The organism is Nonomuraea candida (assembly GCF_000725485.1).
Taxonomy (GTDB): domain Bacteria; phylum Actinomycetota; class Actinomycetes; order Streptosporangiales; family Streptosporangiaceae; genus Nonomuraea; species Nonomuraea candida.
The window spans coordinates 89,090-109,898 of the sequence record NZ_JOAG01000029.1; the positions used below are offsets into that span (position 1 = coordinate 89,090).

The window sequence follows — 20,809 nt, forward strand, 5'->3', positions numbered from 1 at the left end:
CGCCGTGACGCCGGAGGCGGTGTCCTGGTCGGGCACGGTGACGCCGGGAGGCGGCGTGCTAGCCGGAGATCGAGACGCCGAAGTCGGCGCCCTTGGAAGGCTGGAGCGGCTGGAGCGTGTCGCTGTTGCGCGGCGCCACCGAGACCCTCCCGTACGGCCGCGCGTCCGGCTGCCCCACGTACAGCTTGTTCCCGCTGAACGCCACCGACCAGCCGAACAACCCCTCCTCGGCCGTCAGCCTCCGATCCTCGGACGCGTCCTTCCACGAGACGATCCGCACCGCGTCACCGTAGGGGGCGCCGATCGCCAGCCGGCCGTCGGCGGAGGCGGCCATCGAGAACCCGAACGCCTCCCCGCCCGCCTGCGCCACCTGCCGCACCTGCCGCACCTGCTTCCGCGCGAGATCCAGGAGCTGCACGTAACCGGGGCCGGGAGCGCCGATGGCGTACCCGGAGCCCTCGGCGTAGGCGATGGCGTATCCGTACCTGTCGCCCGAGGCGGCCGTCGGGGAGTCCAGCTTGACCGAGGTGATTCTCGCGGCCAGCGCGTCGTCGATGAAGACCACCGAGCCCGAGTCGATCCGGCCCGCCTCGACCTGGCGGCCCGCGCCGTCGTCGTTCTCGTACGGCACGCCGACGACCAGCCCGTTCCGCGGGCCGAACGCCAGCGACCAGCCGAACTGGTCGCCCACCTCGCCGTTGCCCCGCACGTCCACGCTCTCCTGGCTGATCCGGCGCAGCTCGCCCGTGCCCTTGCGTACGTAGACGGCGCCCGTGTCAGGAAGCCGGCCTTCGTCCTCGTGGGGCGCGCCGATCGCGACCAGGTCGCCGCGTGCGGCCAGCGACCAGCCGAAGTGCGCGAACGGCTGCGGCCGGGGCGCGGTCAGGCGCTGCGGGGGCGTCGTGCCGCCGCCGTGGACGACGTACGCGGCGCCGGCGTCCTCGATGCCGTCCACGTCCGCGTATGGGGCGCCGATCACCAGGTCGGCGCAGGCGTCACCGTCGACCCGTGCCAGCCGTACGGACCAGCCGAACCCGTCACCCCCGGCCGGGCCGGGCACGGCGACGGGAACGACCTTGCCCGCCGACAGCACGTGCACCGCGCCCTTCTGATCGTCCGCGAACGGATCACCCACGGCCACGTCGTCCACACCGTCCCCGTCGAAGTCCGCCCCGCCGGCGCAGGCCCGCCCGGCGGTGGCCTGCGCCTCACCCGCGGCACCGGTGACGGCGGTGGCGGTGGCGGCGGTGGCGGTGGCGGCGGTGGCGGTGGCGGCGGTGGTGCTGGCGGCGGTGGTGGTGACGGCGGTGGCGGTGGCCAGAAGGAGTGCGGCGAGTGCCGGTCCGATCGTCACAGCCGCACCTCGATCTGCTCGCCGTTCTCCAGCAGGTTCGCCGTCATCCGCACCGGTCTGCGATAGGTCGCCAGGTCGAACACGAACGCGCTGTCCACCCGCCCGCCGGGCAGGATGGCCGGCGGCAGCGTGACGGGGGCCGCGTCGTGCTCCCCGCCCCTGTCGTCGAGCAGGGTGACCACGGGCTGGATCAGCACCCGCCGCTCCCCGCCCGGATTGATCATCGTCCAGCGGACCACGCAGAGCTGGCCCTTGGCGGACCTCCGGCCCTCGTACTCCTTCAGCCCGCACTCCGGCGCCGCCGGGACGATCGCGACGGGGTCGTCGAAGGCGCCGCCGAGCGCGAACCTGCGGCCCACGTCGTCGGGGACGTTGCCGCCCGGGGGCGCGGACGGGGTGCCGGGCTGCGCGGTGACGGTGGTGTCGCGCTCGGAGTTCACGATCAGCACGGCCACGGTCACGACGATCGCCAGCACGGCCGCCCCGGCGGCGATGAGCCACCGGGTGCCGGCCGTACGCGTGCCGCCGAGCGTGTCGGGCTCGTCGGCGGGCACCGCGGGAGAGGTCAGCGCACCCGGCCGCGTCTCGGAGCCCGGCGACATGTCCTGCCGGGTCGGGTGGTCCGGCCGGCGCTCGTCCTGCCGCGTTCCATCCGTGGGGTCCGTGAGCGGCGGCTTGCCCGTACGGAACAGCCCGCGCAGCCCCGGCCTCTGAGGCGGCTCCTGACCGGGAACCTGCCACCGAGCCAGCTCCTCCTTGGCCTCCGCCTCCTCCCGCCTGGCCCGCTCCTCCAGAGACCCGCCACCAGAGCTGGCAGAGCCGCCGCCGGAGCCACTGTGAGAACCGCCGGCAGGCCCGCCACCATTGCCGAGCCCCGGCCGCGCCGCCCCGCCGGGCGATGACCTGCCCGTCGCGTCACTCGGTGGCGGTGTCGTGAACGTGGCGGTGATGTCGGGTTCGTCCACCACGTTCTGCGGCGGCTCCCAGTCGCCGAGCATCTCGGTGGCGGCGAGGGTCGGCAGGTTGGCCGTCGCGGGCGCGGGCGTACTGCCTCCCACCAGGGCGATCAGCAGATCCTGCGCGGAGGGCCGCAGGGCGGGGTCCATGGAGGTGGCGCGCCGTACGAGCTCGTTGAGCGGCGCCGGCAGCGCGCCCAGGTCGGGGGGCGTGTTCAGGACGCGGTTGGCCAGCGTGATGGGGGCGCCACGGCCGAAGGGGTGCCGCCCGTTGCCCGCGTACGCCACCAGGCAGCCCCAGGCGAAGATGTCGGCGGCGGGGCTGACGAGCTCGCCGCGCACCTGCTCGGGAGCCCACCACCCCGGGCTGCCCAGCAGCTCGCCGGAGAGCGTGAAGCCGGTCTCGCGGTCGAGCGCCCGGGCGATGCCGAAGTCGATCACCCGTGGCCCGGACAGGGAGAGGATCACGTTCGCCGGCTTCAGGTCACGATGCACCAGCCCCGCCACGTGGATCGCGGCCAGCGCGGCCGCGACCCCCAGCGCGACCCCGTGTAACGGCCCCGGATCCAGCGCCCCGTGGGTCGTGATCTGTTCCGACAGGGGGGTGCCCGCGATGTACTCGGTCACCATGTACGGGCGCCCGTCCCGGGTGTTGCCGTTGTCCAGGACCTGGGCCGTACAGAACGACGCCGCCCGGCGGGCGTTGTCGACCTCCGCGTGGAACCTGGCGGCGAAACCCTCCTGATTGGCGAACTCGGCCTTGACCACCTTCAGCGCGACGAAACGCCCCGTCGGGGCCCGCGCGAGGAACACGGTCCCCATCCCGCCCTCACCGAGCCGGCCCAGCAGCCGGTACGGGCCGATCTCCCGCAGGTCGGTCGGCCGGAGGGGCGCGGCGCCCGTTGGCTCCATGAGGGAAGTCCCTTCCTGTTCCACGCCATCCTCTCCTTAGGTCTCCCCATCCGCCATCGCACGTAGTTCGATGCGGGAGACTGGTTGGATGATGAGGCTGTTGGGCCCTGCAGAAATACGTAATTTGGCAGACAGGCTAGATCTTCGTCCGACAAAAAAACTTGGCCAGAACTTCGTGATCGACGCGGGCACCGTCCGGCGCATCGTCCGTGTGGCGGATCTGTCCCCCGATGACGTGGTCATCGAGGTGGGCCCCGGCCTCGGCTCGCTCACCCTCGCCCTGCTGCCGTCGGCCGCCCACGTGGTCGCCGTCGAGATCGACCCGGTGCTGGCCAGGCAACTCCCCATCACGGTGGCCGACCGCGACGCCGCCGACCGGCTCACGGTCGTCAACGCCGACGCGATGAAGATCACCCTCGACGACCTGTGCGGCCACGTCCCCACCGCCCTGGTGGCCAACCTGCCGTACAACGTGGCCGTCCCCGTGGTGCTGCACCTCCTTGAGGTCCTGCCGTCGCTGCGCAAGGGCCTGGTCATGGTGCAGTCGGAGGTGGCCGACCGGCTCGCCGCCGGTCCCGGCTCGAAGGTGTACGGCGTGCCGTCGGTCAAGGCCGCCTGGTACGCCGACGTACGCCGGGCGGGCCCCGTGGGCCGTACGGTCTTCTGGCCCGTCCCCAACGTCGACTCGGGCCTCGTCTCCCTCGTCCGCCGCGACCCGCCGGAGACGACGGCGTCGCGCGAGGAGGTGTTCGCGGTGGTGGACGCCGCCTTCGCCCAGCGCCGCAAGACCCTGCGAGCGGCCCTGTCCTCCTGGGCCGGCAGCCCCGCCGACGCCGAACGCGCCCTGCGCGCCGCCGGGGTGGACCCTTCGGCGAGAGGCGAACAACTCGACATCCACGCCTTCGCCCGCATAGCCGAACTCAAACCCTGAACACCGCCGCGGGGAGGCCGGGCCGCTGATTTCAACACCAGGACCGGACGAACCAGGACACCACGCCGCCGCCTCGAACCAAGCCCTTCCCGCACCACCTTTTCCACAGAACCGCGTTCGGCCCAACCCCACCCCCTCCCGCCGGCAGATCCTGGCCTCCCACCGATCCGCAGCACCGGGAGGCACGATGTCCAAGCTCCTTCTCTTCCCTCGCCCCGCCCGCGCCGCAGGGCTCCTGACGGCCGTCATCACGGCCTTGCTCACCATTACGGCCTTGCTCACCATCGCGGCCATGTCGGCCACCGCCGCCCAGGCCGCCACACCTCCACGACCATCACGCCTCCTGTCCAGCATGTCGGGCCTGTCCGGGCTGGCTGGGCTGGCCGAGCTGTCCGGCAAGGGCAAGAAGGTGCTCACAAGAGGCCAGATCGCCGCCGCGGCCGCCCTGACCCAGTTGGGCGTGCCGTTCTCCTGGGGCGCAGGCTCGCCGAAGGGCCCGACCCTCGGCAAAGGCAGAGGTTCGTCCACCAGAGGCTTCGACTGCAGCGGCCTGACCCTCTACGCCTGGTCCAGAGCCGGCATAAGACTGAGCCACTACACGGGCGCCCAGTTCCGCCAGGGCCGCAGAGTCCCCATCGGCTCCCGTCGCACCGGCGACCTGCTCTTCTTCGGCGGCGGCACGGGCGACCCCACCCACGTGGCCATCTTCCTGACCGGAGGCCTGATGATCCACGCCCCGAAGACGGGCGACGTGGTGAAGACGACGAACTTCCTCGGCGTCCCCTACTACCGCGCCACCTACCGAGGCGCCATCCGCCCGGCCTGACTCGCCCTGCCGACGGTCGGGCGCGAACACCCGCTCGGCGGGGCGGCCGGGCGCGAGCACCTGCTTGGTCGGATGGTCCGGCGTGGACACTCGCTTATCCGGGCAGGTCCGGTGAGGGGCAGCGGTGCTCGTCGGCCGGCATCGGCAGCACGTCAAATCCGCGAATAGTCGAATGACCGGAAAACCTCACGATCAGTCACCATCGGACGAACCTCACCAAATCTGACTCTCCGTGTTGAGGAAATGACAGTCCTGCAGTTCATCTTTCAAGAACCGCATGTCAGGGCGGCGAGCCCGGATAACATCGAGTGTCCTTGACCCCGGCAAGTGATGAGAGTGGCAGAAGATCGATGAGTTCGGTGACCGTACGTGTGCCCGCGAAGGTCAACGTGCAGCTTTCTGTCGGCCCGCTCAGGGAAGATGGCTACCACGACCTGGTCAACGTCTTCCACGCAGTATCGATCTTCGATGAGGTGGTGGCGAAGGAGTCGGAGTCGATCACCGTACAGGTGGATGGCAAGTGGTCCGACCAGGTGCCGACCGACGACGGCAACCTGGCGATCCGGGCCGCTCGCGCGCTCGCCAAGCACGCGGGCCGCACCTATGGCGCCGACCTGGTCATCCAGAAGGCCATCCCCGTGGCGGGCGGCATGGCGGGCGGCAGCGCCGACGCCGCCGGGGCGCTGGTGGCCTGCAACGAGCTGTGGGGTCTGGGGCTGCCCGTCGAGGACCTGATGGAGATCGCGGGCGACCTCGGCAGCGACGTGCCGTTCTCCCTGATCGGTGGCACGGCCGTCGGCATCGGGCGCGGTGAGCAGCTGAGCGAGCTGCCCACCGGGGGCACGTTCCACTGGGTGTTCGCGCTGGCCGACGGCGGCCTCTCGACGGCCAGCGTGTACGCCGAGTGCGACCGCCTGCGCGAGGCGTCCGGCGTCCAGGTGCCCTGGCCCCAGCTGAACGACTCCCTGATGGAGGCCCTCGGCACCGGCGACGCCTACGCCCTCGGCTCCCACCTGAGCAACGACCTGCAGGCCGCCGCGCTCAGCCTCCGCCCCGAACTGGCCCTCACCCTCGACGCGGGCCGCCAGCACGGAGCCTTGGGCGCCATCGTCTCCGGCTCGGGCCCCACCTGCGCCTTCCTGGCCATCGACGCCACCCACGCCCGCGACCTCGCGGAGAGCCTGACCACGACGGGCGCCGCCCACACCGCGGTCGCCGCCCACGGCCCCGTCCACGGCGCCACCCTGGTCTGACCCCTGGTCCGATCCACCCCCATCCGGCATCACGCAGCCTTCGAGCGGCCTCGGGGCCCGCGTGGTGCCGGTGCGGCGCCGGGCCCGAGCCGCTTCCCGGCCGCTCTGGGTTGTGCCGGGCCGGAGCCGTTTCCCGGCCGCTCCGGGTTGTGCCGGGCCGGAGCCGTTTCCCGGCCGCTCCGGGTTGTGCCGGGACCGGCTCCGAGCGGGCCGGGACGCGTGCGACTCGGCTTCCCGGGGGCGACATCTGGCGGGCTGGTCCCGGCTGTGGACGGGGTCACCGTGGGGGTGCTCTTCATGGGGCGGCCGTGTTCTGCCGGGACGGGGGTTGTGACGGCGGGGAGGTGGGCGGGAGCCGATACCCTGGGGAGGCCATGAATCTGGTCAATCTTGAGTCGGTTTCCCACGCGTACGGTCCCAAGCCGCTCCTCAGTGACGTCTCCCTCGGGCTGGAGGCCGGTGATCGCATCGGCGTCGTCGGCCGCAACGGGGGCGGCAAGACGACGTTGCTGTCCGTGCTGGCGGGCACCGTACGCCCCGACAGCGGCCGCGTCACCCACAACCGCGGCCTCCGGGTCGGGTTCCTGTCCCAGCAGGACACGCTCGACCCGGCGGCCACCGTCAGCGAGCTCGTCCTGGGCGGGCTGGCCGAGCACGAGTGGGCGGGGAACCAGCGCGTACGCGAGATCCTCGCCAACCTCATCGGCGACCTCGACCTCGACGCCAGGTCGGCGGACCTGTCGGGCGGGGAGCGCAGGCGTACGGCGCTGGCCAGGCTGCTCATCGACGACCACGACCTGATCATGCTGGACGAGCCCACGAACCACCTCGACATCGAGGCCATCGCGTGGCTGGCCGGGCACCTGTCGAGCCGGAAGAGCGCGCTGGTGGTCGTGACCCACGACCGGTGGTTCCTCGACGCCGTCTCCACCCGCACCTGGGAGGTCGTGGACGGCCGGGTCGAGCGCTACGAGGGCGGTTACGCGGCATACGTGCTGGCCAAGGCCGAGCGCGCGCGCATCGCCCAGGCCGCCGAGGAGCGCCGCCAGAACCTCATGCGCAAGGAGATCGCCTGGCTGCGGCGCGGCCCGCCCGCCCGTACGTCGAAGCCGAAGTTCCGCATCGATGCCGCCCAGGCCCTGATCGCGAACGAGCCACCGCCGCGCGAGACCGTCGAGCTGATGCGCTTCGCCGCGGCCAGGCTCGGCAAGACCGTCTACGACCTGGAGGACGTCACCCTGCACGCGGGCGGTCCCGGCACGGGCCCGCTGGTGCTCGACCACCTGACGTGGCAGTTCGGCCCGGGTGACCGGATCGGGCTGATCGGCGTGAACGGGTCGGGCAAGTCCTCGGTGCTGCGGCTGCTCGCCGACTCGATCAAGCCCGACTCGGGCCGGGTGATCCGCGGCAAGACCGTCCGCCTGGCGCACCTGTCGCAGGAGCTGGCCGAGCTCGACCCGACGCGGCGGGTGCTGGAGTCGGTGGAGGAGGTGCGCAAGTACCTCCAGCTCGGCAAGCGCGAGTGGACCGCCTCCCAGCTGCTCGAACGCCTCGGCTTCCGCGGCGAGGCGCAGTGGAAGGTGATCGGCGACCTGTCGGGCGGCGAGCGGCGGCGGTTGCAGCTGCTCCGGCTGCTGATGGACGACCCCAACGTCCTGCTGCTCGACGAGCCGACCAACGACCTCGACATCGAGACGCTCAACGAGCTGGAAGACCTGCTGGACGGCTGGCCGGGCACGCTGATCCTGGTGAGCCACGACCGCTACTTCCTGGAGCGGGTCACCGACCGGTGCGTGGCGCTGCTCGGCGACGGCAAGCTCTCGCTGCTGCCCGGCGGGGTGGACGAATACCTCGAACGGCGTGCGGCGGGCACGGCGGTCACCGCCCGTCTCGGCGCCGGCGCTCCGGCGTCCGGCCGCCCCGGCGACGGGGCCGCCGCGTCCGGGCGTCCCGGTGGTGGCGCGGAGGGCGTGGGCGTCGCGGCGTCCGGACCAGCCGGTACGCCGACCGCGCCCGCGTCCGGGCCGGCCCAGGGCGGCGGGTTGTCGGCCAAGGAGGAACGCGAACTCCGCAAGGAGCTCAACCGCCTGGAACGCCAGCTCGACAAGCTCAGCGACCAGGAGTCCCGGCTCCACGCGGCCATGGCAGAGGCGGCCAGCGACTACGCCAAGCTGGGGTCGCTCGACGCCCAGCTACGCGAGATCACGGCCCAGAAGGACACCATCGAGGCCGAGTGGCTGGAGGTCGCCGACCGCCTCGGCGAGTGACCCCACCCCACGACGCCCCGATCCGCCACGACACCACGGGTACGACGGCCGTCCGCCGAGCGAGCGGACGGCCGTCGGCGCAAGCAGAGCCTGCTGAAACGGACAGAACCGACCGATGTGGACCCGGTCGCCCTCCAGGCAGGGAGCCGCTCCGGGCAGGGAGCCGCTCCGGGCAGGGAGCCGCTCCGGGCAGGGAGCCGGCCCGGGCAGGGAGCCGGCCCGGGCAGGGAGCCGGCTCGGGCGGAGGAGCCGGCCCGGGCGCGGAAGTCGCCCCCGCGCAGGGAAAGTCGTCCCAGGTGGGAAAAGTTGGTTGATGTGGGAAGGGAAGGGGAGGAGCAGGGTCAGAGCGGGGAGTCGAAGGGGGCGAGGAGCGTGCGGAGGAGTGAGGCCAGGGCCCGCTGGTCCGCGCCCCCCAGCCCCGACAACAGCTCCCGCTCCCGCCGCAACAGGTCGGCGAAGGCCGCGTCCACCCGGGCCAGCCCCGTCTCCGTCAGCGACACCAGCACCCCCCGCCGGTCCTCCGGGTCGGGTCGCCGGCGCACCAGCCCCGCCTGGGCCAGCCGGTCGATGCGGTTGGTCATGGTGCCAGAGGTCACCAGCGTGGCCCGCAGCAGGGCTCCGGGGCTGAGTTCGTACGGCTTGCCGGCCCGCCGCAGCGCGGTCAGCACGTCGAACTCCCAGGGCTCCAGATCGTGTTCGGCGAACGCCGCCCGCCGCGCCCGGTCGAGATGCTTGGCCAGTCGTGACACCCTGGAGAGCACCTGGAGCGGCTCGACGTCGAGGTCGGGGCGCTCAGCTCGCCAAGCCGCGACGAGGCGGTCCACCTCGTCTCTAGCATCCTCCGTCATGACACAAGAGTGTACTGTCTTGACATCGAGATATCTCTCTCGATATCAATTATCTTTATGTCGAGAGATATTTGGGACCCGGTGACCTACGCGGTCTACGCGGACGAGCGGTCGCGGCCGTTCATCGAGCTGATCTCCAGGGTGGGGGCCGTGGAGCCCGATTATGTCGTGGACGCGGGCTGCGGCAGCGGTGAACTCACCGTGGAGCTGGGCAGCCGCTGGCCCAACGCGACCATCGAGGGCTTCGACTCGTCACCGGCGATGATCACCAAGGCCCGCAAGCTGGAGACGCGGGCCAGGTTCGCGGTCGCCGACGTCGCCACCTGGCGGCCCGACCGCCCCATCGACGTGCTGATCTCCAACGCCGTCCTGCAGTGGGTGCCCCATCACCGCGACGTGCTGGAGCACTGGGTCGAGGTGGTGGCCCCGGGCGGCTGGCTGGCCTTCCAGGTGCCGGGCAACTTCGACGCCCCCAGTCACGTCGCGATCCGCGAGCTGTGCGCCTCGCGGACCTGGTCCGACCGGCTCGGCGACTACAGCAGGGGCAACCCCGTCGGCGACCCGCTGGAGTACGTCGACCTGCTCAACCAGGGCGGCTCCCAGGTGGACGCGTGGGAGACGACGTACGTGCACATCCTGCACGGCGAGAACCCGGTGCTCGAATGGGTCTCCGGCACCGCCCTGCGCCCCATCCTCGACCGCCTCGACCCGGACGAGCAGCGGCGCTTCAAGCAGGACCTGGCCAAGCCGCTGGCCGAGGCGTACCCGGCGCGCAGCTACGGCACGCCGTTCCCGTTCCGGCGGGTCTTCGTGGTGGCGCAGAAGTGACCTCCGGCGTCCCGAGGCGCCGCCGGCCCCCCAACACGGTGGCATAGGAGCCGCCGGCCCCCAGCACGGCGGGATAGGAGCCGCCGTCCCCCCAGCACGGCGGGATGGGAAATGTCGGGTGTGATGGCGGACGGCCCGGTTTGTAGCTGTCGGCACATCTACGTTTCCGGCCCGACGGGCAACACAATCGAACTCCTGCAACCCGTGTGATATTCGCCGGTCAGTGGCATCATTGTCCGAAATCGGACTCTTGCGAGGTGCAGTGGGCATCGAGATCGAGGACAAGTTCGACGTTCCCCCGGAGTACGCGATCCCGGACCTCAGCGGTCTGGCGGACGTCGTGGGCCCGAAGAGCCACCAGCTCGTGGCGCTCTACTATGACACGCCCGACCTGCGGCTGGCCGCCCGCGGCGTCACGCTCAGGCGGCGGCGGGGCGGCTCCGACCCCGGCTGGCACCTGAAACTGCCCAAGGCCAAGGGCGTGCGCCAGGAGATCACCCACCCGCTCACCCGCAGCACCAAGGTCGTGCCCGTGGAACTGGCCGAACTCGTCCGCGCCTACACCCGCGGAGCCGAGCTGCGGCCGGTCGCCGAGCTCGACACCCGCAGGAGCGTCACGCTCCTGCGCGACGGCGACACCCCGCTGGTCGAGATCGCCGACGACCGCGTCAAGGGCACCGCGTTCGGTACGGAGCCCAAGGTCGTACGGTGGCGCGAGGTCGAGGCCGAGCTGCTGCAAGGCACCACGACGCTGCTGGCCAAGGTCGGCAAGCGGCTCAGGAAGGCCGGGGCCACCCCCTCGGAGTCCGCCAGCAAGCTCGCCAGGCTGCTCGAACCCGCCCCGCCCCCCATCGCCGCCACCAAGCCGGGCTCGGCCGGCGAGGTCGTCGTCGCCTACCTGGCGGGCCAGGTCAAGGCCCTGCTCTCGCAGGATCCGCGGGTCCGCCGCGCCGAAGAGGACGCCGTGCACCAGATGCGCGTGGCGGCCCGCAGGATGCGCAGCGCGCTGAAGGCGTTCAAGAGCGTCGTGACCGGCACCGAGGCGCTGCAGGACGAGCTGCGCTGGCTCGGCAACGTGCTGGGCGAGGCCCGCGACCTGGAGGTGATCAGGGCCAGGTTCGCCAAGGAGCTGGCGGGGCTCGCGCCCGAGCTGGTCACCGGCCCCATCCAGACCCGGCTCGGCTCCGACCTGCTCAAGCGCGAGGAGGAGGCGTACGGGCGGATCAAGGAGACGCTCAGCGGCGAGCGCTACTACCTGCTGCTGAACGCCCTCGACGCGCTCGTCGCGGCTCCGTCCCTGGGCAAGGCGGCGGCCAAGCCGGCGCAGGAGCAGCTGCGCACCGTCGCCGCGGCCAACTGGAACAGGGTGACCAGGGCCTACGACACCGCCCAGGCCATCGAGGACCCGGAGCGCCGCGAGATCGCCATGCACGACGTGCGCAAGGCGGCCAAGCGCGCCCGCTACACCGCCGAGGCGCTGCGGCCGACGCTGGGCGACGACATGGGCAGGCTGGCCAAGCTGGCGGCGGGCGTGCAGGAGGTCCTCGGGACCTACCAGGACGGCGTGGTGGCGCAGGAGCTGCTGGCCAAGGAGGCGGAGAGCGCCCGGCAGGCGGGTGAGGACACCTTCACGTACGGGCTGCTCATCGGGATCGAGCGCGGTGCCGCCGAGCGCGCGCACGCCGAGTTCCCCCGGGTGTGGCAGGAAACGCTCAAAGCGGTCACGAAGGTCCTCTGAGAACGCGTCCTGGAACCGTCAGGTGGAGTAGCGTTCGATGTCGCCGGCCGGTTGCCCGGCCGCCGTGTGCAGCACCGCGAACGCCCCCTTGCGCAGGTGCACGCTCTTGCCGCCGCGCAACGCCTCGATCAGCCCCGGCAGCACCTTGCCGTGACTGCACACGACGGCGGGCGCCGCCAGGCCGCGCACCAGCGCGGGAGTCTTCTCCGGGTCCTGGCCCTCCTCGCTGAGCAGCGGCTCGGTCCTGACCTCGGCCCGGAGCGCCCGCGCGTACGGCTCCAGCGTCTGCACGCACCGGGCGCTGGGCGAGCTGACCAGCGTCGCGGGCCGGTACGCGGGCAGCACGGCGGCCAGGTTCGCCGCCTGGGAGGCCCCGCCGGCGTCGAGCGGGCGCGCGGCGTCCGCGCCCGTCCACTCGCTCCTGGAGCCGGCCGAGCCGTGGCGGACGAGGACGAGGGGCACCGTGTCGAGCGGCGCCGCGCGCAGGCCGCGCAGCAGCCCGGCGTCCCATTCGTACGTCAGCAGCCGCCCGGCCTCGTCCACGGGCACCCAGCGCAGCTCGTCCACCTCGTCGCCGGGCTCGAACCCGGCGTCGGCGAAGACCCGCGCCGCCCAGTAGTCCACCCGCTTGAGCCGGTCGCCCAGCAGGTAGCGCACGGGCGGCAGCGCGCGGCCGAGCAGCACGGTCAGGCCGGTCTCCTCGCGCACCTCGCGCAGCGCGGCGGCGATGACGTGCTCGCCGGGCTTCAGCTTGCCCTTGGGGAAGGTCCAGTCGTCATAGGCGGGGCGGTGGACGACGGCCACCTCGGGGCGGTGCTGCGCGCCCCGCCAGACCACGGCTCCGGCGGCCCGGAGCAGGTCAGTCGTCAACGGTCCTCCAGCGGCGGGTGGCGATGAGGCGGCTCTGCAGGTCGTCGCCGGCATGGCGGGCCCAGGTGCCGTCGGAGTTGAGCCACCACGCGTTCGTGGTGTCGGCCATGGCCTGGTCCATCAGCTCGATGAGGTACGCCTTGTGCTGCTGGGAGGTCACCTTGACCAGGGCCTCGACGCGGCGGTCGAGGTTCCTGCGCATCAGGTCGGCGCTGCCGATCCACACCTCGGGCCGCCTGCCCAGGCCGAACTCGTACACCCTGGAGTGTTCGAGGAAGCGGCCCAGCACCGAGCGCACGCGGATGTTCTCCGACAGGCCGGGGATGCCGGGGCGCAGGATGCAGATGCCGCGCACCCACAGGTCCACCGGCACGCCGGCGCGGGAGGCGCGGTAGAGGGCGTCGATGATCGGCTCGTCCACCAGCGAGTTCGTCTTGATCCTGATCCGCGCGGGGCGGCCGGCCTGCTGGTGGGCGATCTCCCGCTCGATCCTGGCCACCAGGCCGCTGCGCATGGAGTGCGGCGCGACCAGCAGGCGGCGGTAGGCAGAGTGGTGGGAGTAGCCGGTCAGGTGGATGAACAGGTCCGTCACGTCCTCGCCGACCAGCGGGTCGGCGGTGAGCAGGCCGAAATCCTCGTACTGGCGGGCGGTCTTGGGGTTGTAGTTGCCGGTGCCGATGTGGCAGTAGCGGCGCAACTCGCCCGAGGGCTCCTGGCGCACGACGAGGGCCAGCTTGCAGTGGGTCTTCAGGCCGACCACACCGTAGACGACGTGGCAGCCGGCGCGCTCCAGCTTGCGGGCCCAGGAGATGTTGGCGTGCTCGTCGAAGCGGGCCTTGATCTCCACGACCACGACGACCTGCTTGCCCGCCTCGGCCGCGTCGATGAGCGCGTCCACGATGGGGGAGTCGCCGCTGGTGCGGTAGAGGGTCTGCTTGATCGCCAGCACCCTCGGGTCGGCCGCGGCCACCTCGATGAAGCGCTGCACGCTGGTGGCGAAGGAGTCGTACGGGTGGTGCAGCAGCACGTCGCGCTCGCGCAGCGTGGAGAAGATGTCGTCCTCGGCGTTGATCACCTCGGCGGGCACGAACGGCCGGTAGCTCAGCTCGCCCCGGTCCAGGTCGGCGATGGCGTGCAGGCCGGACAGGTCGAGCGGGCCGGGCAGCCGGTAGATCTCGTGCGGGGCCAGCTCCAGCTCCTCCACCAGCGGCGCCAGCACCTCGGGCGTGATGGTGTCCTCCACCTCCAGCCGTACGGGCGGCCCGAACCGGCGCTTGAGCAGCTCCTTCTCCAGGGCCTGCATGAGGTTCTCGGTGACGTCCTCGTCCACGTCGAGATCCTCGTTCCTGGTCACGCGGAAAACGTGGTGCTGGAGGATCTCCATGCCCTTGAAGAGCTGCCCGAGATGGGCGGCGATGACGTCTTCGAGCGGTACGAAGCGGTCCTTGGACGCCTGGACGAACCGCGGCAACTGCGAAGGAACCTTTACCCGGGCGAAAACGGTGTGATCGGTCGCCGGATTACGCACTAGGACCGCCAAATTCAGGCTAAGTCCTGAAATGTAAGGAAATGGGTGTGCCGGGTCCACGGCCAGCGGCGTGAGCACCGGCCGGATGCGCTCCCTGAACAGCTTGCGCAGCTCCGTACGCTCCTCGCGGCCCAGATCGTCCCACCGGACGATCTCGATGCCCTCGGAGCCGAGCTGCGGGCAGATCTGCTGATGGAAGACGGCCGCGTGGCGCCTGGCCAGCTCGTCCGCGATCGCGGCGATCCTGACCAGCTCCTCGCGCGGCTTGAGCCCGCTCTTGGTGCGCAGCAGCAGGCCGGTGGCCATGCGCCGCTTGAGGCCGGCCACCCGCACCCGGAAGAACTCGTCCAGGTTGCTGGCGAAGATGGCCAGGAAGCGCACCCGTTCGAGCAGGGGCAGCGAAGGGTCCTCGGCGAGTTCGAGCACGCGTTCGTTGAACTGGAGCCAGCTCTCCTCGCGATTGAGGAACCGCTCCTGTGGTAGCGGGAGGTCATTTGCAGGCTGGAACGGTTCCGCGGACATATGGCGTATATTGCCCCGTTTGGTTGAACAGCACGTTAACGTAGCCGCAACGGCTCACCCGTAATGGTCAGCCTTGCTCAACACAATCGTCACTCCGGACACCACGCTCGTTCAAGAGTCAATCGGGATGATCTACCTGTTCGAGACGTGCGGCCCGCTCGGCCAGCCGGGCCTCGCGCTGGCGGATCCTCTCCTCGCGCTCGCGAGCCTTCTCAGCCTCCTTGAGCAGCCGCTCCCGCTCCTTCTCCGCCTCCTTGAGCAGCCGCTCGCGCTCCTTCAGCTCGCGCACCCTGGCCTTCTCGGCCTCCTTGAGCTCGCGCTGGCGGGCCTTCTCCGCCTCCTTGAGCTCCTTCTCGCGGGCCTTCTCCAGCTCGCGCAGCTCCTTCTCGCTGGTGACGCGCGGCGGCTGCTTGGCCGCGGGGACGGCGGGCGCCCGGCTCGTGGCGGTGATCGACGGGCTCGGGTTGAGCCCGGTCAGGCCGTTCCAGGCCAGGTTGACCAGGTGGGCGGCGACCTCCTCGCGGCCCGGCTTGCGCACGTCGAGCCACCACTGGCCGGTCAGGGCCACCATGCCGACCAGCATCTGGGCGTACATGGGGGCGAGCTTGGGGTCGTAGCCGCGGGCCGCGAACTCGTCGGCCAGCACGTCCTCGACCTGGCTGGCGATCTCGCTGATCAGGCTGGCGAACGTGCCGGTGCCGGAGGCCGCGTGCGAGTCGCGCACCAGGATGCGGAAGCCCTCGCTGCTCTCCTCGATGTAACGCAGCAGGGCCAGCGCGGCCCGTTCCAGCTTGACCAGGGAGTGGGCGGCGGAGAGCGCCTCGGTGATCATGCCGAGCAGCTTCTGCATCTCGCGGTCCACGACGACCGCGTAGACGCCTTCCTTGCCGCCGAAATGCTCGTACACCACGGGTTTCGACACCTGTGCGGTAGCGGCGATCTCTTCGATAGAGGTCCCGTCGAACCCCTTCTCGGCGAAGAGCGCCCGGCTGATGTGGATCAGCTGCTCTCGTCGCTCGCTACCGGACATGCGCCTGCGAGATCGGGGTTCGGTCACGTTTTCCATAATGGCGGTCACGGGTCCGTGACCGCTCCCCGGCCGGTCGGCCCGCCGGGCGGCCGGGCGACCGGCCGGCCGCCGGGCCTGCCGCTCGACCGGCCGCCCGACCGGTTGCTCGACATCGGTGGACGCGGTGTCGGTGTCAGGCAATGCGCTTCGCCGCCAGCCGCTCGGGCGTCGGCCAGCGGACGTCGTACACCCAGCCCAGCTTCTCGAAGATGCGGATCAGGCCGGCGCTCAGGTCGATCTGGCCCTTGAGCGCGCCGTGCCTGGCGCAGGTCGGGTCGGAGTGGTGCAGGTTGTGCCACGACTCGCCGAAGGAGGGGATGGCCAGCCACCACACGTTGCGCGACTTGTCGCGGACCTGGAAGTCCTCCTCGCCGAAGACGTGGCAGATCGAGTTGATCGACCAGGTCACGTGGTGCAGCAGCCCGATGCGGACGAGCGAGCCCCAGAACAGCGCGGTCAGCGCGCCCTGCCAGGACCAGGTGAGCAGCAGGCCCAGCACGCCGGGCAGCAGGATCGAGGTGAGGGCGAGGGCGCCGAACCACTTGTGCAGCTTCTGCACGTCCTCGTCCTTGCACAGGTCGGGGGCGTACTTCTCCCTGTTGGTCCGCTCGCTCTCGAACAGCCAGCCCATGTGCGCGTACAGCAGGCCCTTGGCCATGTTCTTGAAGCCCGGGCCGAAGCGCCACGGCGAGTGCGGGTCGCCCTCCTTGTCGGAGAACTTGTGGTGCTTGCGGTGGGTGGCCACCCAGTCCAGCACCGACATCTCCAGGGACAGGCTGCCCGCGATGCCCAGGGCGATCTTCATCGGCCGCTTGGCCTTGAAGGAGCCGTGCGTGAAGTAGCGGTGCAGGCCCACGGTGACGCCCAGGCCGGAGACGACGTAGAAGACGAAGGCGATCGCGATGTCCGTCCAGCCGAGGCCCCATCCCCAGGCGAGCGGCACGGCTGCCGCGATCGCGACGAGCGGCAGCCCGACGACCAGGCCGAAGGTGATCAGCTCGGACTTGGACTTCGGGTCAGGTTCGAAGTCTGGTTTGGGGGCAGGGGAAGAGCGCTCGGCGAGAACGGTCATGGGCGACCTCCAAGGACACGTATGAGATTGATTGTCCGGTCTACGCAACCGTAACCTACGCCAGCGTAAGTTAGGAAGTGCCAAGCCGTGAATGTGTGGAAGGTGACGGTGGGCGGGGCGAGCTGAGTGGGGTTCGCGTCTTGCGGCTTTTCGGCTGGTCTGTTATGCGGCGCGCCATGCCTCACGCCCCTCGCCGGCAGGGGGTTGACGTCTGGGGCGGGTGGGGGAGTTAATTACGGGCGCGCACCCCGGCGCGGGGTCGGTATCGTAGGGGGTGTCGGACCTCACGTGTCCGATCTGTCCCGGATCGTCTAATCGGCAGGACAAGTGGTTTTGGTCCACTTTGTAGGGGTTCGAGTCCTCTTCCGGGAGCTTTGAGGTGCTCCCCCGGCGCGAACGTTCCGGGGGAGGCCAGGTATCCTCACGGTGTCGGGAGGGTATCGGTGCGGTTGACGCGCCGAGATGCCCTGAACTGTCCAGTCACAGGGAGCCTCTGTCCGTGAGTGTGCCGCGCCCGGCAGCCGTCATCGTCCTCGCCGCCGGCGAGGGCACCCGGATGAAGAGCCAGACCCCGAAAGTCCTGCATGAGGTGTGCGGCCGCGCCCTGGTCGACCACATGCTGGCCGCAGCCCGCGACCTCGGTCCCGAGCAGCTCATCGTCGTCATCGGCCACGCGCTGGAGCGGGTCGGCGGCCACCTGGCCGCCACCAGCCCCGACGCGCGCGCCGTCGTCCAGCGCGAGCAGCGCGGCACCGGCCACGCCGTCCGCACCGTGCTCGAAGAGGTCGGCACCATCTCCGGCACCGTCCTGGTCACCTACGGCGACGTGCCGCTCCTGCGCACCCAGACCCTGGCCGGCCTGCTCGAACGGCACGCCGCCGACGGCAACGCCGTCACCGTGCTGACCGCCGAGGTGCCCGACCCGACCGGCTACGGCCGGATCATCCGCGACGACGCCGGCGCCGTGCTGGAGATCGTCGAGGAGAAGGACGCCACGCCGGAGCAGCGCGCCGTCAGGGAGATGAACTCCGGGATCTACGCCTTCGACGGCCTGCTGCTCGCCGACGCCGTCAAGCGCGTCTCGGCCGACAACGCCCAGGGCGAGGAATACCTCACCGACGTCCTGGCCATCCTGCGCCGCGACGGCCACCGGGTCGGCGCCTGCGTGGCCGCCGACCACGTCGAGGTCGAGGGCGTCAACGACCGCGTGCAGCTCGCCGCCGCCCGCAAGGTGCTCAACCTGCGCCTGCTCGAAGAGCACATGCGCGCCGGCGTCACGGTCGTCGACCCGGCCGGCACCTGGGTCGACGTCGGCGTGCGCATCGGGCCCGACGCCGTCATCCACCCCGGCACCCAGCTCCACGGCGCCACCGTCATCGGGGCGGGGGCCGAGGTCGGCCCCGGCACCACGCTGACCGACACCTTCGTCGGCGAGGGCGCGGTGGTGCGCAACTCCGTCTGCGACAGCGCCGAGATCGGCCCCGAGGCCAACGTCGGCCCCTACGCCTACCTGCGCCCCGGCACCGTGCTGGGCCGCAAGTCCAAGGCCGGCACGTTCGTCGAGATGAAGAACACCAAGGTCGGGCAGCGTTCCAAGGTGCCGCACCTGTCCTACGCGGGCGACGCCACCATCGGCGACGACGTCAACATCGGCGCCTCCACCGTCTTCGTCAACTACGACGGGGTCAACAAGCACCACACCACCGTGCGCGACGGCGCGTTCGTCGGCTGCGACACCATGCTCGTCGCACCCGTGACGGTCAACGAGGGCGCCTACACGGCGGCCGGCTCGACCATCACCGACGACGTTCCTCCGGGCGCGATCGGAGTGGCGCGGGCGCGTCAGCGCAACATCGACAAATGGGTGCTGCGCCGGCGCTCGGGTACGAAGTCGGCCGCGGCCGCCGAAAAGGCGCTGGCCGAGAAACAGCAGCGGGAGAAAGATTCATGACCAGCATCAAGCAGCCCGGAGAGAAGAACCTCATGCTCTTCTCCGGGCGAGCCCACCCGGAGCTGGCCGCGGAGGTCGCCGAGCACGTCGGCGTCTCCCTCACCCCCACCAAACTCATCGACTTCGCCAACGGCGAGATCTACGCCCGCTACCTGGAGTCCGTACGCGGCTGCGACGCCTTCGTCATCCAGAGCCACACCGGGCCCATCAACAAGTGGATCATGGAACAGCTCATCATGGTCGACGCGCTCAAGCGGGCCTCCGCCAAGCGCATCACCGTGGTCATGCCGTTCTACGGCTACGCCCGGCAGGACAAGAAGGGCCGCGGCCGCGAGCCGATCACGGCCCGGCTCATCGCCGACATGTTCAAGACCGCGGGCGCCGACCGGCTCATGTCGATCGACCTGCACACCTCGCAGATCCAGGGCTTCTTCGACGGCCCGGTCGACCACCTGTTCGCCATGCCGGTCCTGGAGAGCTACCTCAAGAACAAGCTCGACCTGGAGAACACCACCGTCGTCTCGCCCGACACCGGCCGCGTGCGGCTGTCGGAGCGCTGGGCCGACACGCTGGGCACGCCGCTGGCGTTCATCCACAAGCGCCGCGACCTCGACGTGGCCAACTCGGTGAAGGTCAGCGAGGTCGTCGGCACCGTACGCGGGCGCACCTGCGTGCTCATCGACGACATGATCGACACGGCCGGCACGATCTGCAAGGCCGCCGACGCCCTCTACGAGCAGGGCGCGACCAACGTCATCGTGGCCGCCACCCACGCCGTCTTCTCCGACCCGGCCGTCGACCGGCTGAAGAACTCCCGCATCTCCGAGGTCATCGTCACCAACACGCTGCCGCTGTCGCAGGCGAGCAGGTTCGACAAGCTGACCGTGCTGTCGATCGCGCCGCTGATCGCCCGCGCGATCACGGAGGTCTTCCAGGACGGCTCGGTCACGAGCCTGTTCGAGGGCGACACGTGAGCGGTCCCGCCGCCTGACCGGTGACAACCGGTCCGGCCGGCGCGCGCCGGCCGGAGCCGATGGGCGCGGGCCGGGAGCCGGTGGACGCGGGCCGGGGCCGGTGGGCGAGCGCCGGGAGCCGGTGGGCGCGCGCCGGGCCGGGGGCCGTGAGGCCGGTAGCCGGTCGGCCGGGGGCCGTGAGGCCGGTAAGCTATCAGGGTTGCGCTCGTAACGCCTTCCGCTAGGGCGGGTGAGGGAGAGCGCCGACACATCCGTCTACCGCATCCCTAGGAGATGTCGTGTCCGAAGTACGTATCGCCGCCGAGCCGCGCACCACGTTCGGCAAGGGCGCAGCCCGCAAGATCCGCCGCGCCGACAAGGTGCCCGCCGTTCTCTACGGGCACGGCATCGACCCCAAGCACCTGACCCTGCCGGGCCACGAGGTGCTGCTCGCGCTGCGCACGCCCAACGTGCTGATCCGCCTCCAGGGTGAGGGCGTCGACGAGCTGGCCCTGCCCAAGGGCGTCCAGCGCGACCCGATCAAGGGCTTCGTCGAGCACGTCGACCTGCTCCTGGTCAAGCGCGGCGAGAAGGTCACCGTCGAGATCCCGGTCACCACGACCGGCGACGTCAACTCCGAGGGCCTGCTCGACCAGCAGCTCGTCTCCATCGCCGTGGAGGCCGAGGCCACCCACATCCCGACCGGCGTCGAGGTCGACGTCGAGGGCATGGAGATCGGCACCGTGGTCACCGCCGCCGACCTGCGGCTCCCGCAGGGCGCCACGCTGACCGCCGACCCCGAGACCGTCATCCTCCAGGTCATCAACAAGCCGGTCGAGGCTCCGGCCGAGGGCGAGGAGGCCGCCGAGGGCGAGGCCACGGCCGCGGCCGCCGAGGGCGAGAGCGCGGAGGCTCCCGCCGCCGAGTGAGC

At 71.1% G+C, this 20,809-nt stretch carries 16 protein-coding genes and 1 tRNA gene; 10 read left to right on the forward strand and 7 right to left on the reverse strand.

Annotated features, from left to right (window positions below; all coding sequences use genetic code 11):
• Positions 1 to 58: 58 nt before the first annotated feature.
• Both IO39_RS27160 and IO39_RS56875 read right to left on the reverse strand, forming a co-directional pair.
• Positions 59 to 1,354 carry an FG-GAP repeat protein gene (locus IO39_RS27160; protein WP_043628677.1) on the reverse strand — a complete coding sequence of 432 codons (1,296 nt, stop codon included), beginning with the start codon at positions 1,352 to 1,354 and terminating at the stop codon, positions 59 to 61.
• Positions 1,351 to 3,222, reverse strand: a complete 1,872-nt coding sequence (locus IO39_RS56875) for a serine/threonine-protein kinase (protein WP_052423421.1) — start codon at positions 3,220 to 3,222, stop codon at positions 1,351 to 1,353. Before IO39_RS56875 ends, IO39_RS27160 begins: the two co-directional genes overlap by 4 nt.
• Positions 3,223 to 3,292: 70 nt before the next feature.
• On the opposite strand from IO39_RS56875, the gene rsmA reads away from it, so the two are divergent.
• The 4 genes from rsmA (at position 3,293) to IO39_RS27185 (ending at position 8,499) form a co-directional block, all read left to right on the forward strand.
• Positions 3,293 to 4,153, forward strand: a complete 861-nt coding sequence (gene rsmA / locus IO39_RS27170) for a 16S rRNA (adenine(1518)-N(6)/adenine(1519)-N(6))-dimethyltransferase RsmA (RefSeq protein ID WP_043628678.1) — start codon at positions 3,293 to 3,295, stop codon at positions 4,151 to 4,153.
• A gap of 274 nt (positions 4,154 to 4,427) precedes the next feature.
• Entirely contained in the window at positions 4,428 to 4,979 is a 552-nt protein-coding gene (locus IO39_RS27175) for a C40 family peptidase (RefSeq protein ID WP_169789123.1), read from the forward strand.
• A 350-nt stretch (positions 4,980 to 5,329) separates the two neighbouring features.
• Entirely contained in the window at positions 5,330 to 6,232 is a 903-nt protein-coding gene (locus IO39_RS27180; protein ID WP_043628681.1) for a 4-(cytidine 5'-diphospho)-2-C-methyl-D-erythritol kinase, read from the forward strand.
• Between the two features lie 374 nt (positions 6,233 to 6,606).
• Positions 6,607 to 8,499, forward strand: a complete 1,893-nt coding sequence (locus IO39_RS27185; protein WP_043628683.1) for an ABC-F family ATP-binding cassette domain-containing protein — start codon at positions 6,607 to 6,609, stop codon at positions 8,497 to 8,499.
• Positions 8,500 to 8,840: 341 nt separating this feature from the next.
• Here the strand turns inward: IO39_RS27185 and IO39_RS27190 are convergent, their stop codons facing one another.
• Positions 8,841 to 9,347: a MarR family winged helix-turn-helix transcriptional regulator gene (locus IO39_RS27190; protein ID WP_043628686.1), complete on the reverse strand. Its 507-nt coding sequence runs from the start codon at positions 9,345 to 9,347 to the stop codon at positions 8,841 to 8,843.
• 57 nt (positions 9,348 to 9,404) lie between these two features.
• Between IO39_RS27190 and IO39_RS27195 the strand changes: the two genes are divergently transcribed.
• Complete coding sequence (locus IO39_RS27195; protein ID WP_245642273.1) at positions 9,405 to 10,175, forward strand: trans-aconitate 2-methyltransferase; 771 nt, start codon at positions 9,405 to 9,407, stop codon at positions 10,173 to 10,175.
• Between the two features lie 250 nt (positions 10,176 to 10,425).
• A complete protein-coding gene (locus IO39_RS27200) occupies positions 10,426 to 11,913 on the forward strand; it encodes a CYTH and CHAD domain-containing protein (protein ID WP_245642275.1) in 1,488 nt (495 codons plus the stop codon).
• 18 nt (positions 11,914 to 11,931) lie between these two features.
• Here the strand turns inward: IO39_RS27200 and IO39_RS27205 are convergent, their stop codons facing one another.
• The 4 genes from IO39_RS27205 to IO39_RS27220 all read right to left on the reverse strand — a co-directional run bounded on the left by IO39_RS27205 (position 11,932) and on the right by IO39_RS27220 (position 16,974).
• The gene (locus tag IO39_RS27205) at positions 11,932 to 12,783 is read right to left on the reverse strand and encodes an NUDIX hydrolase (protein ID WP_245642277.1); all 852 of its coding nucleotides are present in this window, start codon (positions 12,781 to 12,783) and stop codon (positions 11,932 to 11,934) included.
• Positions 12,773 to 14,833: an RNA degradosome polyphosphate kinase gene (locus tag IO39_RS27210; RefSeq protein ID WP_043628691.1), complete on the reverse strand. Its 2,061-nt coding sequence runs from the start codon at positions 14,831 to 14,833 to the stop codon at positions 12,773 to 12,775. Before IO39_RS27210 ends, IO39_RS27205 begins: the two co-directional genes overlap by 11 nt.
• Before the next feature lie 118 nt (positions 14,834 to 14,951).
• Positions 14,952 to 15,899, reverse strand: a complete 948-nt coding sequence (locus tag IO39_RS27215; RefSeq protein ID WP_043628693.1) for a TetR/AcrR family transcriptional regulator — start codon at positions 15,897 to 15,899, stop codon at positions 14,952 to 14,954.
• A 136-nt stretch (positions 15,900 to 16,035) separates the two neighbouring features.
• Positions 16,036 to 16,974, reverse strand: a complete 939-nt coding sequence (locus tag IO39_RS27220) for an acyl-CoA desaturase (protein ID WP_043628695.1) — start codon at positions 16,972 to 16,974, stop codon at positions 16,036 to 16,038.
• Between the two features lie 300 nt (positions 16,975 to 17,274).
• Here IO39_RS27220 and IO39_RS27225 point away from each other — a divergent pair.
• From IO39_RS27225 to IO39_RS27240, 4 genes are all read left to right on the forward strand, one after another.
• Positions 17,275 to 17,346 (forward strand) — tRNA-Gln (locus IO39_RS27225).
• A 127-nt stretch (positions 17,347 to 17,473) separates the two neighbouring features.
• The gene (glmU, locus tag IO39_RS27230) at positions 17,474 to 18,925 is read left to right on the forward strand and encodes a bifunctional UDP-N-acetylglucosamine diphosphorylase/glucosamine-1-phosphate N-acetyltransferase GlmU (protein ID WP_043628697.1); all 1,452 of its coding nucleotides are present in this window, start codon (positions 17,474 to 17,476) and stop codon (positions 18,923 to 18,925) included.
• On the forward strand, positions 18,922 to 19,899 hold the full coding sequence (locus IO39_RS27235) for a ribose-phosphate diphosphokinase (RefSeq protein ID WP_043628699.1): 978 nt from the start codon (positions 18,922 to 18,924) through the stop codon (positions 19,897 to 19,899). The genes glmU and IO39_RS27235 overlap by 4 nt, the downstream gene beginning before the upstream one ends.
• Positions 19,900 to 20,177: 278 nt before the next feature.
• Positions 20,178 to 20,807 carry a 50S ribosomal protein L25/general stress protein Ctc gene (locus IO39_RS27240; protein ID WP_043628700.1) on the forward strand — a complete coding sequence of 210 codons (630 nt, stop codon included), beginning with the start codon at positions 20,178 to 20,180 and terminating at the stop codon, positions 20,805 to 20,807.
• The last annotated feature ends 2 nt before the right edge of the window (positions 20,808 to 20,809 follow it).

What these genes read in the sequence shown, in the direction of transcription:
- IO39_RS56875 (WP_052423421.1), bottom strand. Translation starts at nt 3,222, where the DNA reads ATGGAGCCAACGGGCGCCGCGCCCCTCCGGCCGACCGACCTGCGGGAG.
- rsmA (WP_043628678.1), top strand. Translation starts at nt 3,293, where the DNA reads ATGCGGGAGACTGGTTGGATGATGAGGCTGTTGGGCCCTGCAGAAATA.
- IO39_RS27180 (WP_043628681.1), top strand. Translation starts at nt 5,330, where the DNA reads ATGAGTTCGGTGACCGTACGTGTGCCCGCGAAGGTCAACGTGCAGCTT.
- IO39_RS27185 (WP_043628683.1), top strand. Translation starts at nt 6,607, where the DNA reads ATGAATCTGGTCAATCTTGAGTCGGTTTCCCACGCGTACGGTCCCAAG.
- IO39_RS27190 (WP_043628686.1), bottom strand. Translation starts at nt 9,347, where the DNA reads ATGACGGAGGATGCTAGAGACGAGGTGGACCGCCTCGTCGCGGCTTGG.
- IO39_RS27195 (WP_245642273.1), top strand. Translation starts at nt 9,405, where the DNA reads ATGTCGAGAGATATTTGGGACCCGGTGACCTACGCGGTCTACGCGGAC.
- IO39_RS27210 (WP_043628691.1), bottom strand. Translation starts at nt 14,833, where the DNA reads ATGTCCGCGGAACCGTTCCAGCCTGCAAATGACCTCCCGCTACCACAG.
- IO39_RS27215 (WP_043628693.1), bottom strand. Translation starts at nt 15,899, where the DNA reads ATGGAAAACGTGACCGAACCCCGATCTCGCAGGCGCATGTCCGGTAGC.
- IO39_RS27220 (WP_043628695.1), bottom strand. Translation starts at nt 16,974, where the DNA reads ATGACCGTTCTCGCCGAGCGCTCTTCCCCTGCCCCCAAACCAGACTTC.
- IO39_RS27235 (WP_043628699.1), top strand. Translation starts at nt 18,922, where the DNA reads ATGACCAGCATCAAGCAGCCCGGAGAGAAGAACCTCATGCTCTTCTCC.